The 18,037-nt window shown below is 44.6% G+C and carries 18 protein-coding genes and 1 riboswitch; all 18 genes read right to left on the reverse strand.

Features of this window, described 5'->3' with window-relative positions; all coding sequences use genetic code 11:
• Positions 1-52: 52 nt before the first annotated feature.
• A complete protein-coding gene (purD, locus tag BLT18_RS10145; RefSeq protein WP_091273633.1) occupies positions 53-1,312 on the reverse strand; it encodes a phosphoribosylamine--glycine ligase in 1,260 nt (419 codons plus the stop codon).
• 38 nt (positions 1,313-1,350) lie between these two features.
• Positions 1,351-2,889: a bifunctional phosphoribosylaminoimidazolecarboxamide formyltransferase/IMP cyclohydrolase gene (gene purH / locus BLT18_RS10150; protein ID WP_091273635.1), complete on the reverse strand. Its 1,539-nt coding sequence runs from the start codon at positions 2,887-2,889 to the stop codon at positions 1,351-1,353.
• Positions 2,864-3,478, reverse strand: a complete 615-nt coding sequence (purN, locus tag BLT18_RS10155; RefSeq protein WP_091273637.1) for a phosphoribosylglycinamide formyltransferase — start codon at positions 3,476-3,478, stop codon at positions 2,864-2,866. Before purN ends, purH begins: the two co-directional genes overlap by 26 nt.
• Complete coding sequence (purM, locus tag BLT18_RS10160) at positions 3,475-4,515, reverse strand: phosphoribosylformylglycinamidine cyclo-ligase (RefSeq protein ID WP_091273639.1); 1,041 nt, start codon at positions 4,513-4,515, stop codon at positions 3,475-3,477. The genes purN and purM overlap by 4 nt, the downstream gene beginning before the upstream one ends.
• Before the next feature lie 26 nt (positions 4,516-4,541).
• The gene (gene purF / locus BLT18_RS10165) at positions 4,542-5,963 is read right to left on the reverse strand and encodes an amidophosphoribosyltransferase (protein WP_091273640.1); all 1,422 of its coding nucleotides are present in this window, start codon (positions 5,961-5,963) and stop codon (positions 4,542-4,544) included.
• Entirely contained in the window at positions 5,939-8,167 is a 2,229-nt protein-coding gene (gene purL / locus BLT18_RS10170) for a phosphoribosylformylglycinamidine synthase subunit PurL (RefSeq protein ID WP_091273641.1), read from the reverse strand. The genes purF and purL overlap by 25 nt, the downstream gene beginning before the upstream one ends.
• Complete coding sequence (purQ, locus tag BLT18_RS10175) at positions 8,151-8,834, reverse strand: phosphoribosylformylglycinamidine synthase subunit PurQ (protein ID WP_091273643.1); 684 nt, start codon at positions 8,832-8,834, stop codon at positions 8,151-8,153. The genes purL and purQ overlap by 17 nt, the downstream gene beginning before the upstream one ends.
• A complete protein-coding gene (purS, locus tag BLT18_RS10180; RefSeq protein WP_091273644.1) occupies positions 8,834-9,082 on the reverse strand; it encodes a phosphoribosylformylglycinamidine synthase subunit PurS in 249 nt (82 codons plus the stop codon). Before purS ends, purQ begins: the two co-directional genes overlap by 1 nt.
• The gene (gene purC / locus BLT18_RS10185; protein ID WP_091273645.1) at positions 9,075-9,794 is read right to left on the reverse strand and encodes a phosphoribosylaminoimidazolesuccinocarboxamide synthase; all 720 of its coding nucleotides are present in this window, start codon (positions 9,792-9,794) and stop codon (positions 9,075-9,077) included. Before purC ends, purS begins: the two co-directional genes overlap by 8 nt.
• 62 nt (positions 9,795-9,856) lie before the next feature.
• The gene (purB, locus tag BLT18_RS10190) at positions 9,857-11,152 is read right to left on the reverse strand and encodes an adenylosuccinate lyase (protein WP_091273647.1); all 1,296 of its coding nucleotides are present in this window, start codon (positions 11,150-11,152) and stop codon (positions 9,857-9,859) included.
• A 22-nt stretch (positions 11,153-11,174) separates the two neighbouring features.
• Complete coding sequence (gene purK, locus BLT18_RS10195) at positions 11,175-12,320, reverse strand: 5-(carboxyamino)imidazole ribonucleotide synthase (RefSeq protein ID WP_091273649.1); 1,146 nt, start codon at positions 12,318-12,320, stop codon at positions 11,175-11,177.
• On the reverse strand, positions 12,317-12,802 hold the full coding sequence (purE, locus tag BLT18_RS10200; protein ID WP_091273651.1) for a 5-(carboxyamino)imidazole ribonucleotide mutase: 486 nt from the start codon (positions 12,800-12,802) through the stop codon (positions 12,317-12,319). The genes purK and purE overlap by 4 nt, the downstream gene beginning before the upstream one ends.
• Before the next feature lie 136 nt (positions 12,803-12,938).
• Positions 12,939-13,041: riboswitch (purine riboswitch) on the reverse strand.
• Positions 13,042-13,125: 84 nt separating this feature from the next.
• Entirely contained in the window at positions 13,126-13,326 is a 201-nt protein-coding gene (locus tag BLT18_RS10205) for an NETI motif-containing protein (RefSeq protein WP_091273653.1), read from the reverse strand.
• Positions 13,327-13,353: 27 nt separating this feature from the next.
• Entirely contained in the window at positions 13,354-13,893 is a 540-nt protein-coding gene (locus BLT18_RS10210) for a DUF2179 domain-containing protein (RefSeq protein ID WP_091273654.1), read from the reverse strand.
• Positions 13,894-13,977: 84 nt separating this feature from the next.
• A complete protein-coding gene (locus tag BLT18_RS10215) occupies positions 13,978-14,502 on the reverse strand; it encodes an isoprenylcysteine carboxyl methyltransferase family protein (RefSeq protein WP_091273656.1) in 525 nt (174 codons plus the stop codon).
• Positions 14,499-15,566, reverse strand: a complete 1,068-nt coding sequence (locus BLT18_RS10220; RefSeq protein ID WP_091273703.1) for a type III polyketide synthase — start codon at positions 15,564-15,566, stop codon at positions 14,499-14,501. Before BLT18_RS10220 ends, BLT18_RS10215 begins: the two co-directional genes overlap by 4 nt.
• Before the next feature lie 83 nt (positions 15,567-15,649).
• Complete coding sequence (locus BLT18_RS10225; RefSeq protein WP_091273658.1) at positions 15,650-16,942, reverse strand: Zn-dependent hydrolase; 1,293 nt, start codon at positions 16,940-16,942, stop codon at positions 15,650-15,652.
• Between the two features lie 83 nt (positions 16,943-17,025).
• A complete protein-coding gene (locus BLT18_RS10230; protein ID WP_091273660.1) occupies positions 17,026-18,018 on the reverse strand; it encodes an NADPH:quinone oxidoreductase family protein in 993 nt (330 codons plus the stop codon).
• Between the last annotated feature and the right edge of the window lie 19 nt (positions 18,019-18,037).

The following is an 18,037-nucleotide window of genomic DNA, read 5'->3' on the forward strand; positions in this document are numbered from 1 at the left end:
TTCGTTAAGGTGACCGACCTTAACTCGAACCGGTTCATTTCACATCGTCACGTTATAACGTTTCACGTTTCATGGCCTTGTCGCCAATATCTTTTCGGTAAAACAAGTTTGTTGTGTCTAACTGTGCCAGCTTTTCATATACAGCTGCTTGTGCTTGTTGTAATGTCTCAGCTTTTTCAGCCAAGAGCAGCACGCGTCCGCCAGCTGTGACAAGATGTTTATCCTGCTCGCTCACTCCGGCAAAATACAAATAATCAGCTTGCGGCATCTTTTTTATTGGCTGGTACTTTTCATAGGATCCCGGATACCCTTTTGATGCTGCTACAACGCCTAGTACTGCTTCATCTGACCATTCTAAATGCGGCTTTTCTCCGTGCAGCAGATCAGATATCACTTGAAAAAGATCTGATTGAAGCCGCGGCAGCACAACCTGTGCTTCTGGATCACCGAAGCGTGCATTAAATTCAATTACTTTCGGCCCTTCGTTTGTCATCATCAAGCCCGCATACAAAATACCTGTAAAGGAACGCTCCTCTTCTTTTAGTCCAGAAGCTGCCGGCTGCAATACTTCTATAACAGCACGGCGGATATCATCGTCTGTAAACTGCGGGACTGGGCTGTATGCTCCCATCCCCCCCGTATTTGGCCCTTTATCGTTATCATAAGCACGCTTGTGATCTTGGGCACCGACCATCGGAACAACCGTGTCTCCGTGCACAAAAGCCATCAGTGATAACTCTTCTCCTTCTAAATACTCTTCTAATACTACCTCTGAGCCAGCCTCGCCAAATTTATTATCTTTTAGCACGTCAAAAAGTGCATCGAACGCTTCTTCTGTAGTGAATGCAACCGTTACACCTTTTCCTGCTGCCAGCCCATCTGCTTTAATAACAATCGGCGTGCCTTTTCTCTCTACATACTCCTTCGCCTCATCATAGTTCGAAAACACTGCATAAGAACCAGTTGGAATGTGATGACGCTGCATAAATGCTTTAGCATACGACTTACTGCCTTCAATTAATGCTGCAGCTTTTGTCGGACCAAACACGTTTAAACCGGCTTGCTGGAATTTATCCACAATTCCCTCTAACAGAGGAGCTTCTGGGCCAACAACGGTAAGAGCAATATTGTTTTCTTTGGCGAAATGAATCAGCTGGTCATGGTCAGTTTCTTTTATGTCCACACACTCTGCTGATGGTTTGATACCCGGATTTCCTGGCGCCGCGTACACGTTTGTGACCTGTTTACTTTCTGCTAACTTTGCCGCAATAGCATGCTCTCTGCCCCCGCTTCCAATAACAAGCACTTTCATTTGTTTACGTCCTCCTTTTCCCCTCACAACAAATGGCATTAATGTTTAAAATGGCGCATTCCTGTAAAGACCATCGCTATTCCAAGCTCGTTTGCTTTTTCAATCGACTCTTCATCACGGATAGACCCACCTGGCTGGATAATTGCACTGATACCAGCTTTTCCGGCTTCTTCTACAGTGTCTTTCATAGGAAAGAAAGCATCGGAACCCATTGCTGCACCATCGGCTTTCTCACCCGCTTGTTCGATTGCAATTTTAGCCGATCCAACGCGGTTCATTTGACCAGCTCCAACACCAACCGTCATGTCGTCTTTTGCCAGTAAAATGGCATTGGACTTTACGTGCTTTACTACCTTCCAAGCAAGCTTTAAATCCTGCCACTCTTGTTCCGTTGGTTCGCGTTCTGTTACTACGCGTACATCCGCATCCAAAAAGCCTTTTCGGTCCTCTTCTTGAAACAAAGCCCCTCCGTGTACCGATGTGATTTTTGAACGTTCTTGTGGTTCTTCATCCAGCGATACCGTAAGCAAACGCAAGTTTTTCTTTTCTGTTAAGATATCCAATGCTTCTGCTGAAAAAGCAGGTGCAATAATAATTTCTAGAAAAATTTCCTTCATTTTTCGTGCTGTTTCTGAATCCACTTCTTTATTTAAAGCAATGATTCCGCCAAAAATAGACACTGAATCAGCTTCAAATGCTTTTTCGTATGCTTCAAGAATATTCTCTCCGACGCCAACACCACAAGGGTTCATATGTTTAATGGCAACAGCTGCCGGCTCATTGAATTCTTTGACAATAGATAAAGCTGCTTCGGCGTCATTGATATTGTTATAAGACAATTCTTTGCCGTGAAGCTGCATCGCATTGGCAATCGAGCTTACTGGTCCAATTGGCTCACGGTAAAAAGCTGCCTGCTGGTGAGGATTTTCTCCGTAGCGGAGATCTTGTTTCTTTTCATACGTCACGGTATATGTTTCAGGGTACAATTCGCCTGTTTGTTCCGTAAGATAATTAGCAATTAATGCGTCATACGACGCTGTGTGGCGGAACACTTTCGCTGCCAGCCGTTGTTTCGTCTCTAACGTCACATCCCCATTTTCCTGCCATTCCTCTAACACTGTCTCATAATCACCTGGGTCTGTAATAACCGTTACATGTTTATGGTTTTTGGCTGCAGCCCGCAGCATGCTCGGCCCGCCGATATCAATGTTTTCAATAGCCTCTTCAAATGTTGTCTCCGGCTTTTCAATTGTCTGTTTAAAAGGGTAAAGGTTCACCACAACAAGGTCGATTGGTGCAATTCCTTGTTCTTCTAACTGTTGTGTATGCTCTTCTTTATCACGCATCGCAAGCAGGCCGCTATGTATGTTAGGGTGGAGAGTTTTCACCCGGCCATCAAGAATTTCCGGAAAACCAGTTACCTCGGAAATGCCTGTAACACGGACTCCACCTTCTTGTAATACTCGACTCGTACCGCCTGTCGAAATAATTTCTACTCCTTTTTCTTCTAGCTTTTTGGCAAAAGGAAGAATACCTTCCTTATTGGAGACACTAATTAATGCTCGTTTGATGCTCATGTCGATTTTGACTCCCTTCCGATGTTCGTTTCTCGATTAAACGCTGGATAGTATCAGGGTATAAACGGTGCTCCACAGCTTGTATTGCCTTTGTGAGCGATGCCAGCGAATCGGTATCTTTTATGTCTACAGACTCTTGGGCAATAATCGGTCCCGTATCCATTCCCTCATCTACCATATGAACGGTCACACCTGTCACTTTAACATTTGCGTGCCAAGCTTGTTCAATGGCATTTTTTCCAGGGAAAGCAGGCAATAGAGAAGGATGGATATTAAATATACAACCCTCATATGTCTGAAGCAGTATCGGGCCAATCAACCGCATGTACCCGGCTAATATAATTATATCAATTTCTTTTTCGTGAAGATGCTTTACGATTTCATTTTCAAATGCGCGTTTGTTTTGATATTCTTTCGGCCGAAAAGTGAATACGGAGATCCCAAGCGTTTTCGCTCGCTCAACAGCATATGCTTCCGGTTTATCCGAGACAAGCAGGGAGATTTCAGCTTGCAGGCGGTCTTCTTCGATGGCATCTGCTATCGCTTGGAAATTAGATCCGCTGCCTGATGCAAAAACAGCTAGTTTCATGAGAGACTCCCCCTCTTTATTGTCAACCCGCCTGCAGTTGTCACCGTCCCTATGATATACGCCGCTTCACCTTGTTCTTTGAGTCTTTTTACAGCCGTTTCTGCTTCACTGGCATCAACAGCAGCTGCCAAACCAATTCCCATGTTAAACGTGCCGTACATATCTTCTTCAGAAAGGCGGCCATGCTCTTTAATAAATGAAAAGACAGGAGGACAATCCCACTGTGCCGGGGCCACTTCCGCTCCTAAACCTTTCGGGAGCATACGTGGAATATTTTCATAAAATCCGCCTCCGGTAATATGTGCCATCCCCTTTATCTTTACGCTCTTCTTTAATGTTTCAATAGCTTTTACATAGATACGCGTCGGCTCCAACAACACTTCTCCTAAAGGGGAATCAAATGGAGCATACGTCTCTTGTAAATCCAGGCCTGCTTGTTCTAACAGTACTTTACGTACTAAGGAGAACCCGTTGCTGTGAATACCAGAAGAAGAAACACCGATAATAATATCGCCGGGCTTAATATTTTCCCCAGTGATAATATCATGTTTTTCACACGCACCAACTGTAAATCCTGCCAAGTCATACTCGTCTTCACCATACATACCCGGCATCTCGGCAGTTTCTCCGCCAATTAATGCACATCCTGCTTCTTCACAACCAGAAGCAACTCCTTTTACAATGGCTTCGATTTTTTCTGGTTTGGCTTTTCCAAGTGCCAAATAGTCCAGAAAATATAAAGGTTCTGCCCCTTGCACTGCAATGTCATTCACACACATGGCTACCGCGTCAGTACCAATTGTATCATGCTTGTTCACCGCAAATGCCAGCATCAGCTTTGTACCAACACCATCGGTTCCCGAAATAAGTACGGGTTCTTTATAAGGAAGCGAGGATATATCAAACATTGCGCCAAATCCTCCCAATCCCCCCAACACTTCTGGTCTCATTGTGCGGTTTGTATGCTTTTTCATTCGATCTACCGCTTCATAGCCGGCTTCAACGTTGACCCCGGCTTTTTTGTATGCCTCAGACATCCAACATGAGCCTCCTCATTTTTGCTTTAATGGTTCGTCACTTTATCGTGGGGATGAAGCGTATCTTCATAGATTTCGGTCGGGTAGTTCCCCGTAAAACAAGCCAAACATTGCCCGCAATTGGCATCTTGATACTTTCTGCCGATCCCGCTTAACATACCATCAATACTAAGAAATGCTAACGAGTCCGCTCCCATTTTTTCACGCATTTCTTCTATCGAATGATTAGCAGCAATCAATTCTGATTTTGTGGATGTATCAATGCCATAAAAACAAGGGTGTGTAATAGGCGGAGAGCTAATACGCACATGCACTTCAAGAGCGCCTGCTTCTTTTAACATCCGCACAATGCGCCGGCTCGTTGTCCCTCGTACGATCGAATCGTCCACCATCACTACACGCTTTCCTTCCACTACACCGCGCACTGGAGAAAGTTTCATTTTCACCCCTTGTTCACGCAGCTCTTGGGATGGCTGAATAAAAGTGCGCCCTACGTATCTGTTTTTAATCATCCCTAATTCATAAGGAATACCTGCTTGTTCCGCATATCCGATTGCAGCAGAAATCGAAGAATCGGGGACACCCGTAACGACATCGGCCTCGATTGGCGCTTCCTCTGCCAGCTGCTTGCCCAAATTTTTCCGGGCCGTGTGTACATTAATTTGGTCAAGGTTCGAATCAGGACGAGAAAAATAGACATACTCCATGCTGCACAACCGACGCGGAGCAGCGTTGGCAAATAATTGCGAATGCATGCCATTTTCGTCAAATGTGATAATTTCTCCAGGCTGCACTTCTCTTTCATACACGGCACCAACCACGTCAAATGCACATGTTTCGGACGCTACCACATATGCATCACCTAATCGTCCAATCGACAAAGGGCGCAGCCCATTTGGATCTTGGGCGACCATCAGTTTCTCTTCCGTCATAACCGCAAATGCATAGGCTCCCTTTAGCATCGATAAAGCATTGGTTACTTTATCTTCCAAACGAGGATACACACTGCGTTTAATTAAATGCGCAAGCACTTCTGTATCCGAAGTCGATTGAAAAATACTTCCTTGGCTTTCAAGCTGATGCTTCACACCGTGTGCATTCACGAGGTTTCCATTGTGAGCAACCGCAAGACTATCCATTTGAGAGCGGAACAACAGCGGCTGGCAATTGTCGATACCCCCGCCGCCAGCCGTTGCATAGCGCACGTGTCCAATAGAAGCATTACCATGCAGCTCGTCCAATTCACCTTCTTTAAACGCTTCTGTAACCAAGCCGAGTCCTTTGTGTATAGACAATTGCTCACCGTCACTTACGACAATTCCTGCCCCTTCTTGGCCGCGGTGCTGCAAACTGTGCAAACCATAGTACGTAATTTGAGCGGCATCTTTATGGCCCCACACTGCAAAAACACCACATTCTTCATTTAATCCTTTGATTTCACCAAACATGGAATAGCTCCTTTCCAGGCGCTTTCTAGTTCTTCCGCTTCCGCCTGAAGCACAATTTTTCCGGCTGGACTGTAAATCGTCAATGCTTCTTCCTCTGTCACGATTCCTAGTTCACGTGCTTCTGGCACGATTTCTTCAAATGCTTTTTGCTTGTCTTTTGGCACCGTTACAAGAAAACGTGATTGAGTTTCTGAAAACAGCTCTGCGACAGCATCTTCATCCACTGTCATTTGTGCACCAACACCTGATCCGATTAGACTTTCAGCTGCTGCTACTGCCAAACCACCTTCCGCTATATCATGAGCAGAAGCTACTGAACGTTGCTGAATGGCTTGCAGAAGCTGCGTTTGCCGCAATTTTTCCGTTTCTAAATCAATGAACGGTGCTCTTCCTGAAATGTCTCCCTCTAGCATTTTCTGCAGTTCACTGCCGCCAAACTCAGGTTTTGCTTCTCCGATAACATAAATAATATCGCCAGCATGCTTAAATTCCTGTGTGGTGATGTGATCTAAGTTTTCGATAAGCCCTACCATTCCTACAACAGGAGTTGGATAGACAGCTCCATCTTTTGTCTCGTTATAAAGCGAAACATTTCCGCCAATAACAGGTGTATTCAATTCTTCACATGCCGTGCTCATTCCATCCGTTGACTTTTCAAGCTGCCAGTAGATTTCTGGATTTTCAGGGCTGCCATAATTCAGACAATCGGTAAGACCAAGCGGAACACCGCCTGAGCAAACGATGTTTCGCGCTGCTTCTGCAACCGCGATTTTCCCTCCAGCTTCAGGATCTAAATAGATGTAGCGGCTATTTGAATCCGTAGACATTGCCAACGCTTTGTTTTTGCCGCGTACCCGCAGCACAGCCGCATCGGAACCTGGATGCACAACCGTGTTGGTTTGTACCATATAGTCGTATTGATCGTACACCCATTCTTTGCTTGCAATGGTTGGCTGCTGCAGCAGATCAAGCAGCGTCTTCTTCATATCATCTAGATGAAAAATCGTCTCTTCAATTTGTTGATTCACTTTATATGCAGCATGTTCTGTAGAAGGCGGATGATACACAGGAGCTTCTTCTGCCAGCGCATCAACAGGTACATCAGCAACCATTTCTCCTTTATGGTTTAAACGAAGGCGTTTCTCCTCTGTGACATGTCCTACTTCTGCACAAATCAGTCCCCACTTGTCACAAATATCTTTTATTTCTTGTTCGCGTCCTTTTTCAACAACAAGCAGCATTCTCTCTTGTGATTCAGACAGCATCATTTCATAAGGAGTCATATTTTTTTCGCGCTGCGGTACTTTATCTAAATCCATTTCAATACCTGAACCTGCTTTACTAGCCATTTCTGCAGATGATGATGTTAAGCCGGCCGCTCCCATATCCTGAATTCCAACTAATGCATCAGACTGAACGAGTTCAAGACATGCTTCAAGCAGCAGTTTCTCCATGAAAGGGTCACCCACTTGAACAGACGGACGCTTCGATTCTGACTCTTCGCTTAACTCTTCCGAAGCAAATGTTGCTCCGTGAATACCGTCTTTCCCGGTGCTTGCACCAACATACATAACCGTATTTCCGGCTCCTTTAGCCTGGCCTTTTTGAATATCTTTATGGTCAATTAATCCAACACACATGGCATTAACAAGCGGGTTCCCTTCATAACACGGGTCAAATTGCACTTCACCTCCGACGGTAGGAACGCCGACGCAGTTCCCGTATCCGGCAATACCAGCTACTACTTCTTCAAACAGATATCGCACCCGAGGGGATGTCAGCTCCCCGAAGCGAAGCGAGTTTAATAAAGCGACTGGTTTGGCCCCCATGGAAAACACGTCACGCAAAATGCCGCCCACACCGGTTGCAGCTCCTTGGTACGGCTCAATCGCTGATGGATGGTTGTGGCTTTCAATTTTAAACACAACTGCCTGCTCATCGCCAATATCAATAATACCGGCTCCTTCACCTGGCCCTTGCAGAACCTTCTCACCATGAACCGGGAATTTTTTCAGTAATACTTTTGAATGTTTGTAGCTGCAATGCTCTGACCACATGACCGAAAACAAACCTGTTTCAGTATAGTTTGGTGTCCGGCCTAATATCTGCTCAGCCATCGTAAATTCTTCGTCTGTTAATCCCATCTCTTGGTATATTTTGTCAGATTTAATTTTCTCCGGGGACGGTTCAAGAAGTAAGGACATGAGATTCCCTCCAGTGATTCAGTATCGATTGGAAAAGCTTTAATCCGTCGTCGCTTCCTAATAGATTCGCTGTCGCACGCTCTGGATGCGGCATCATCCCCAATACGTTTCCTTTTTCATTTATGATGCCGGCAATCCCTGCCACAGACCCATTTATGTCATCTTGATAGGTGAACACAATCTGGTCATTTGCTTTTAACTGCTCAAGCGTTTTCTCATCACAAAAATAGTTGCCTTCCCCATGAGCGACGGGAACTGTGATTGTCTCGCTGCTTTCGTAAGCTTTCGTAAAACCGGTGCTATTGTTTTCAACACGTAATTGAACCGGGCGGCAGATAAATTTCAGGTTTTTGTTTCGCTGCATGGCTCCTGGCAGAAGCCCTGCCTCAAGCAGCACTTGAAAGCCATTACACACACCAAGTACCGGCTTGCCTTTCTCAGCTTCTTCGATAACACTTTCCATGACTGGAGCAAAACGTGCGATAGCACCGGAGCGTAAGTAGTCTCCATAAGAAAAGCCTCCGGGGAGCAAGACAGCATCATAATCAGCGACACTTTCTTCGGTGTACCACACTTTGTCAACTTCTTCTTTCAGGCCTTCTTGGATAGCGTAAACCATATCATCGTCACAATTGGATCCGGGAAAAACAATGACTGCAAACTTCATTAGGAAACAGCCTCCCCAATGGTGTATGTGTAATCTTCAATCACTGGGTTAGAGAGCAATTTTTCACACATCTCTTTCACACGCTCTTCAAGGTTTTCTGTCTCCTCTACCTCCAGCTCGATGTATTTGCCTGTTTGTACGCTTTTCACCTCGTTGTAATTCATTGTATGGAGCGAGTGAGTGATAGCACTGCCTTGCGGGTCAAGCACCCCTGCTTTTAATGTGACATACACTTGCACTTTAACCATGTACAGCCCCTCCCAGTCTTTTTAAAATTTCGGTATAACCTTCTTCTAACGAACCTAATCCAAACCGAAAGACGTCTTTATCAAACTTTTCTTTGGTGGCTTTGTCCCACAAACGGCACGTATCCGGAGAAATTTCATCAGCTAAAAGTACTTGCTTATCCGCTGTTCTACCAAATTCTAATTTGAAATCAACAAGCAGCAAACCACAGCTGTCAAAATGTTCTTTCAATGTTTCATTGACTGCAAGTGCTTGCTTTTTCAACTGTTCTACTTCTTGCGGCTGCGCTGCCTTAAGAATACGAATATGGTCATTATTAATCAGCGGATCGCCTAACTCATCATCTTTATAGTAAAACTCTACGATGGCTTGATCTAACACGGTTCCTTCTTTGAGCCCTGTGCGTTTTTGAAGGCTGCCCGCCACAATATTTCTGACAACCACTTCAAGCGGAATAATCTCCGTTTCTTGAACAAGCTGTTCGGTACTTGATAGTTTTTTCAGAAAGTGGCTGTTGATGCCAGAATCCTCTAACTTTTGAAATAATAATGACGATATTTCATTATTCAGCTGCCCTTTCCCTGTTATCACTTCTTTTTTTTCACCGTTAAACGCCGTGGCGTCATCTTTGTATTCCACCCATAAAACGCGCGGCTCATCCGTTTTGTATAACTTTTTTGCTTTTCCTTCGTACAGCAGCTTTTCTTTTTGCACTCGCAAAGCCTCCTTTATGAAATACAATTGGGTATAAAGGGGCGTGGCGGCCCCCTTACTATTTATTCCAAGCCCGCTCTTTGAAAAATTTCATCCACACGTTTTAGGTGGTGATTATAATCAAAGCAATCATCAATTTCGCGAGAGCTTAATGTTTCAGTAATGCGAGATTCTTGTTCGATGAGTGTACGGAACGGAATTCCTTTCTCCCACGCTTCCATTGCTTTTGGCTGAACCAAATCATATGCTTCTTCTCGGACCATGCCTTTGTTAATCAACGTCAGCAGCACACGCTGCGAGTAGATGAGGCCGTAAGTCCGCTCCATATTCGCTTTCATATTTTCTTCAAACACAGTCAAATTTTTTACAATGCTGCCGAAACGGTTGAGCATATAATTCAACGCAATCGTCGCATCAGGGAAGATAATACGCTCAGCAGAGGAATGAGAGATGTCACGCTCATGCCAGAGCGGCACGTTTTCATAAGCGGTCAGCATATGGCCGCGAATCACCCGTGAAATACCGGTCATGTTTTCTGACCCGACTGGGTTGCGCTTGTGCGGCATGGCCGAAGAACCCTTTTGTCCTTTGGCGAAAAACTCTTCCACTTCGCGCGTTTCACTTTTTTGCAGTCCTCTGATTTCAACGGCCATCTTTTCAATCGAGGTCGCAATTAAAGCAATTGTGCTCATATACTGAGCATGGCGGTCTCTTTGCAAAGTCTGCGTGGAAACAGGGGCAGGTTCAAGCCCTAGCTTTTCACAAACGTATGATTCTATATAGGGAGGAATATTAGCAAACGTCCCAACAGCACCAGATAACTTTCCGAAACGCACATTTTCTTTTGCTGCTTTAAATCTCTCAAGGTTGCGCTGCATTTCCTGGTACCAAAGCGCTAACTTCAATCCAAATGTCGTTGGTTCTGCGTGCACACCATGTGTTCGTCCCATCATCACCGTGTACTTATGTTCTTGTGCTTTTTCCTTTAAAATAGAGAGGAAACGTTCTAAATCTTTTTCTAAAATATCATTAGCTTGTTTGAGCAAATATGAAAGGGCGGTGTCTACAACATCCGTTGACGTCAGCCCATAATGCACCCATTTTCTCTCTTCGCCGAGGGTCTCTGAAACGGCTCTAGTAAAAGCAACAACATCGTGTTTCGTTTCGGCTTCGATTTCTTTAATACGCTCTACATCAAAGCCAGCGTTTTCCCGGATCTTTTTTACATCTTCTTTTGGTATATCACCAAGTTCTGCCCATGCTTCACAAGCAGAAACTTCTACTTCAAGCCATGCTTGAAAACGATTTTCCTCTGTCCATATTGCTCCCATCTCTGGGCGGGTGTAGCGTTCGATCATCACAGTTCCTCCACTCTATCGATTATTTCTGATAAGAAGCTTGTTGTTCCCAAATATCGTTTATTTTTGCAAGTGCCTCTTCGGTATTGTCTGCCAGTACCGTCCAGTGCCCCATCTTCCGTCCTTGTTTTGCTTCATCCTTACCGTAAATATGGACATGCCCGCGTTCGCTGAAACGCGTGATGTTTTCCATAACATAAGGGATGTGCTGTCCGAGAATATTGGTCATCACAACAGGCTTTAAAAGGCCGGTAGAACCTAATGGCCAGCCGCACACAGCACGAACATGTTGTTCAAATTGAGATGTTTCGCACGCTTCAATCGTGTAATGACCAGAATTATGCGGTCGCGGCGCCAGTTCATTCACAAAAATATCGCCATTCTCCAAGACAAACATTTCGACCGCCAATGTTCCAACGAGATCCAATTCTTCCGCTAATGTATCAGCAATTTGGCGTGCTTTCTCTTCAGTCTCTGTTTGGATTCTTGCCGGGACAATCGTTTGGTGTAATATATTGTTCACATGAATATTTTCGCCAACTGGAAACGTGGATGTTTCTCCATTTGTGCTTCGTGTCACAATAACTGAAATTTCTTTTTCAAACGGAACCCATGCCTCTAACACCAAATCGTTTTCACTGCCGTTTAATGTTTGAAAAGCTTCTTCCGCGCTTGTCTGCTCTTGAATGACCACTTGTCCTTTTCCGTCATAACCACCTTGGCACGTTTTTAATACAGCAGGCCTGCCCAGTTCTTCTAACGCTTGCTGCAGCGAATCCACTGAATCAACTGGTTTGTAAGGGGACACACGCACACCAGCTTGTTCAATCGCCGTTTTCTCCCGCACACGGTGCTGAGTGGTGTACAGTAAGCTGCCACCTTGCGGAAGGTAGAGCGTCTCTTCAAGAAAACGAGCCGTTTTTGCGTCAATATTTTCAAATTCATACGTCAAGACATCACAATGTTTTGCCAGCTCTTTTGCACCTTCACGATCGTCATAAGCAGCTTCTACTTCTACATCCGCCACTTGGCCAGTTGGAGAATTCAGCTTTGGTTCCAAAACAGCGATTCGAAATCCCATCGTTTTGGCTGCTATTGCCATCATACGGCCAAGCTGTCCGCCTCCTAAAATACCAATCGTTTTTCCAGGTGAAAGCAATCTGCTCATGACAAATCCCCCGTTTCCATCACTTTTTGACGAAGCATTTCTCTTCGCTGTTCCAGTTTGTCTCTGACACTATCATCAAATGCGCTGATCATTTGTGCTGCTAACAGCCCTGCATTCGTTGCTCCGGCTTTTCCGATCGCGACAGTAGCGACAGGTACGCCTCCTGGCATTTGAACAATCGATAACAGTGAATCCATACCGTTTAACGCTTTCGATTGTACCGGCACACCAATAACAGGAAGTGTCGTCTTTGCAGCAATCATACCCGGAAGATGTGCAGCACCGCCTGCTCCAGCTATAATTGCTTTCAAACCTTTATTCCTGGCACTTTCAGCATACTCAAACATGAGATCTGGGGTACGGTGCGCTGAAACAACTTGTTTCTCATACGTTACATCTAATTCGTCGAGCACGTCACAAGCATGTTTCATCGTTTCCCAGTCAGAAGTGCTTCCCATGATAACTCCTACTTGTGGTTGCATGACTTCCTCTCCTTTTATTTGCGCAATAGAAAACCCCGGTCGACAGTTTCCTATGAGGGAAAGCTGTCAGCCGCCGGGGTCCTGCTGAATCGTCGCTAACACGTCAAGCAAGCTGATCGCTTGTCTTGATACCGGTGCTCACTTCTCTTTCCCTCATAGTCCAGCAATTTACGGTTGCCGGGTAGAAACTTTTCAGGCCATATTCCTGAGATTATATGAGGTATGTATTGATTTCGTTTATTACATGTATAGCTTAACAAGTTGTTATGAAATCTGTCAAACAAAAATCGAACATTAAAACTTATAAAAAGTTTAATGTTCGGTTATTTAAGCTTCGTCTCAAATATTATTTGTTGTTTCACTGGTATTTTTTCTATTTTTCCGTTTTTATTCACTTCTTGAAAAACAGGTTTTTCCATCCGGCGAACAGGCATATACCCTTCTTCAAATATACGAGAGAGACATGCATCAATGGTCTCATCTTCTTTTACTTCAAACCTCTTTTTCTTTGGCTTCTTCGTCACACGTGTGCATCCTTTCTATCGTGATAATTATCGTCTTACCCCTTTTACCCAGAACCCTCCAAAAAAAGCTTTTGGTTCATGGGATATAATGAAAGCTTTAGGATCTAAACTTTTGATAACATTATATAAGTCGGGTTCTGAACGCCTCGAGGTTAGAATTTGCATCATCAGTCGTTCTCCTTCTCTTCCATACGCTACCCAGTTAGTTACTCCATAGCCTCTATTACGCAAAGCATTAGGAATGTCCGGCTCATATTCCTTTGTAATTACGTTTACTGTGATATAACCCAAGGCAAGTTTCTCTTCAATTTTCATTCCTACAACAACACCCGTTCCATAACCAATCGCATACGCTACCAAATTAAGGACATGATCCAGATTGTCCAGCACCAGCCCCAATCCTAATACGTACACCACAATTTCAATCATGCCCACCGCTCCAGCAGCATAGTGCTGCCCTTTTAATGTAAAAATCATCCGCAGCGTAAATAGAGTGACGTAGACAATGTTGACCGAAAAAATAACGAGCAGCATTGTCCACGCATTACCAAGGAGAACATCGAGCATATCACACCGCTTCCTTCCCCGCTAAAAGCGCATTCATGGTGAATTCGGGAAAAATATACCATGATTTTATGCACGTGAGAAGTACTAATCATTCGTCATTTTTTGTAGCATGTCGAGTGCTTTATTTTCCGCTGGAATACGTACAAACAACAACAGCAAAGCGTTTAATACCGTAAACAATATCGCGGTAATAAACGCCTCGAATAAAAGCGGCAGAATAATAATTTCAAGTGCTACAATCACATAGTTGGGATGGGGAATATACCGATAAGGGCCGGAGCGAACTTTTTCAGCACCTGGAAGAACGATGATTTTTGTGTTCCAGTACACACCAAGAGAGCGAAGTGTCCATACGCGAAGCATCTGAACAATAACAAATAACAGCAAAAACACTGGCCAGATTGCAATAAGTTCCATCTCCCGCCATACGTTCTCCATAAATAGTGAAATAAAAAAACACACGTGAAGCAACACAATCCATTTATAATGCTCCGCCCCTGCTTCAAATGCTCCGTTTGCTTTCATCATTTTTTCATTGCGGCGGGCATAAATGACCTCAGCTATCCGCTGTACAATAACGACACTTACTAACAAAAGAAAAAGTGTCATGTCAGATCCTCCCACTCAATCCACACCATTTCCGAACTAAACCCCGGACCAAGCGCTGTAACAAGCCCGCTTTCACCAGGTTGAGGACCCTCTTCCATCACCTTTTTCAACACATATAAAACCGTCGGAGAAGACATGTTTCCTTGCTGAGCTAACACATCTCTAGCCGGCCGCGTCTTGTCTTTGGTAAATCCAAGAGCTCTTTCATATGCCTCAAGCACTTTTTTGCCGCCAGGATGCGCAACAAAATGTGTAATATCAAGCAGTTTTTTGTCGAGCCTATCTAAAAACGTACTGACGTTTGGCTTTAACCAGTTTTCAATAATTGTTGGAATGTCCCGGGAAAACACGACATGCAGCCCCTCATTTTTGACATCCCAGCCCATTACGTCTTCAGAATGAGGCATCAGCATAGACATCGTATCTACTGTTCGCGGAAGCAGACTATCGTGGCTTTTACCTTCTCCGGTCATGAGCACACAAGCGGCACCGTCAGCAAACAGCGAGGTTCCAACCAAATTGCTCTTTGATGTGTCATTGTGCTGAAACGTTAGACTGCACAACTCAAGACACAACACAAGCACCCTGGCTGAAGGATATGCAAGCAGAAATTCATGAGCCCGGCTCAAACCAGCTGCTCCCCCAGCACATCCTAACCCCCAAATCGGAATTCGTTTTATATGCGGCGGCAGATCCAATTCGTTAATAATACGGGCATCAATGGTAGGAGTAGCAATCCCCGAACTAGAAATAAAAAAAAGAGCATCAATGTCCGTTTTTGGTGTGCCGGTCTTTTCTAAACAACGCTCCACAGCTTGACTTCCCATTCGGACTGCTTCTTGGATATACCGGTCATTCTTTTCTTCAAAATCATGAGATTGACGAAACCACGTCAGCGGTGCTGAAAAGTAGCGGTTTTCAATATTAGCATTGCCAAACACTTTTAAAAGCCGGTTAATATCAGCAAAATGGTCATTAAACAATTCACGAACGACACTAACCGTTTCCTCCTGGGAGACAGAATAAGGAGCATTTTCTGTTTCAATATGTTGTATAAAGGGCATCATTTCACCTTCTCCTTTATTCATCTCCCTTAGTTTTTCCGTTTTTGTAAAATTTTACTCTTTCATGCAGTCAGAAAAAAGCTTCAGCTGTTTCCAATGTCCATTAATACCTCTTTTAAAACAATGACTCCTCTTAGGCAGTCCGCTAAAGATGTCAGCTCTTCAGGCGTGTGGCTTTTTCCATCACGGCTCGGGACAAAAATTAAACCGCTGGGAACATATTTCCCAAGAATCATGGCATCATGACTCGCACCGCTCGGCAAAGATTGATAGGATAATTGATGCTTGTCTGCTCCTTTTTTAATACTCGTTTGAATCCACTTCGGCACAGGAACAGGAGCAATTTGCAACTGAGTATGATACTCCGTTTGCAAGCCTCGTTTTTTCGCAATGCGCTCCGCTTCCTCCTTGACTTTATGTAATACATCATCTCGAACAGACTCATCAATATCACGCACGTCAACAGTCATCTCCGCTTTTCCAGCAATCACATTTGCTCCGTTTGGATAAAGCTGCAATTTCCCCACTGTAGCGACAGCAGTCGAGCTTATTTCCCGGGGAATACCTTCTATCGACACGATCAGCTCTGCCGCCCCCGCTGCTGCGTCATGACGCATCGTCATAGGTGTATTTCCTGCATGATCTGTATCTCCGGTAAATATAATATCCAGCCAACAAGGACCGGCAATACCATTCACAACTCCAATATTATGCTGATTTCTTTCTAATTGTTTTCCCTGCTCAATATGTAACTCCAAAAAAGCACAAACATCTTCTTTTGGATATGTACATTCCTTTATTTTATTTGGTGCATAGCCTTGTATCTTCATTGCTTCGGCCATGCTCATGCCATTTTCATCTCGCAATTGAAACATTTCTTCTTTGTCTACTTCGCCCATCGCTGTCCGGCTTCCGTAAAGACCACTGCCAAACCGGGCCCCCTCTTCGTCGACAAATACAACCAGCTCAAGTGTCCGGTCTAATTTCCCTTGTTCCTTCACAATTGCCTCTATCGCCATTAATGAACTAATGCATCCTAATACTCCATCAAACACACCGCCGTTTGGTACAGAATCCAAATGAGACCCAGTTAATACGGCACTCTTGGACGGATTCTCCCCCTCTAATCTGCCGTACATATTACCAACGGCATCTTCTCTCACCTCAAGGCCCGCTTGCTCCATCCATGAACGAAAAAGTGCTTTAGCCTCGGCTTCTTCATCTGTATATACAAAACGAGTGACACCGCCATCCTCCGTTCTTCCGATACTCGCCAATTGATCTACCCTTTCTGCCAGCACGTCTGGATTAATCAATGTGCTGAGCTCCTTCGGTATAGATGTTTGTTTAAACGCCTCTAAGGAGAAAATATTCATGCCAGCAAACTCCTTTTTCATAAAGATTATAAGACAGAAAGGAGAAGACCGTATATATCGCGGTACCTTCCCCTTTGCCGTTTTTACAGGCGAACGATTTTTCTTCCACGCACTTTGGCCTGAAGAATTTGTTCTAAGGTATCCGGAAGCTCATCTAATGTGACTTCACTCGCAATGGTCTCGAGCATATCCGTTACATTCAGATCTTTTGACAGCCGATCCCACACTTGCTTTCTTCGCTCCATTGGACAATATACAGAATCAATACCTACTAAATTAGCTCCCCGAATGATAAACGGATAGACTGTTGTAGGAACTTTGGTACCACCGGTTAAGCCGCTGACTGCAGCTGTGCCGCCGTACTCTAATGTACTTAATGCATACGCCAGCGTTTCTCCACCGACCGGATCCACCACACCAGCCCAGCGCCGTTTATCGATTGGCCGAATCTTTTCTGGCTGCAATTCTTCTCGCGGCAACACTTGGTCAGCTCCAATACGTTTTAAATAATCATGTTCTGCCTGCTTTCCTGTACTCGCAGCTACTGTGTACCCTAATTGATCCAGCATTGCAACCGCCATGCTTCCTACCCCGCCTGTTGCTCCGGTAACCAGCACGGTTCCTTTTTCAGGCATAACCCCCTCTTCTTCTAAACGAATCACAGATAATGCAGCTGTAAAACCTGCCGTGCCATAAATCATTGCCTCTTTAAGGCCTAAGTTCTCAGGCAGCGGAACGACCCAGTCAGCTGGCACTCTCGCATATTCAGCAAAACCGCCAAAATGAGAAGTGCCAAGTTCATAACTTGTTACAATGACATAATCTCCTTTAGTAAAACGCGCATCATTCGACTCTTCGACTACACCAGACAAGTCAATGCCAGGAACCATTGGGTACTCTCCTACTACAGGACTGTTATCCAATACAGCCATTCCATCCTTATAATTCACGCTGGAATAGTGAACATTAACAAGCACCTCTCCATCTGGCAAGTCATCCAGAGATAACGTGCGAATCTGTTTGTTCACTGTATGATCTTGTTTTTTCTCTACCATAAGTGCTTTAAAATCTGTCATTCTTGCGCCTCCTTCACTT

The sequence above is a fragment of the Alteribacillus persepolensis genome, assembly GCF_900099605.1.
Classification (GTDB): Bacteria; Bacillota; Bacilli; order Bacillales; family Marinococcaceae; genus Alteribacillus; species Alteribacillus persepolensis.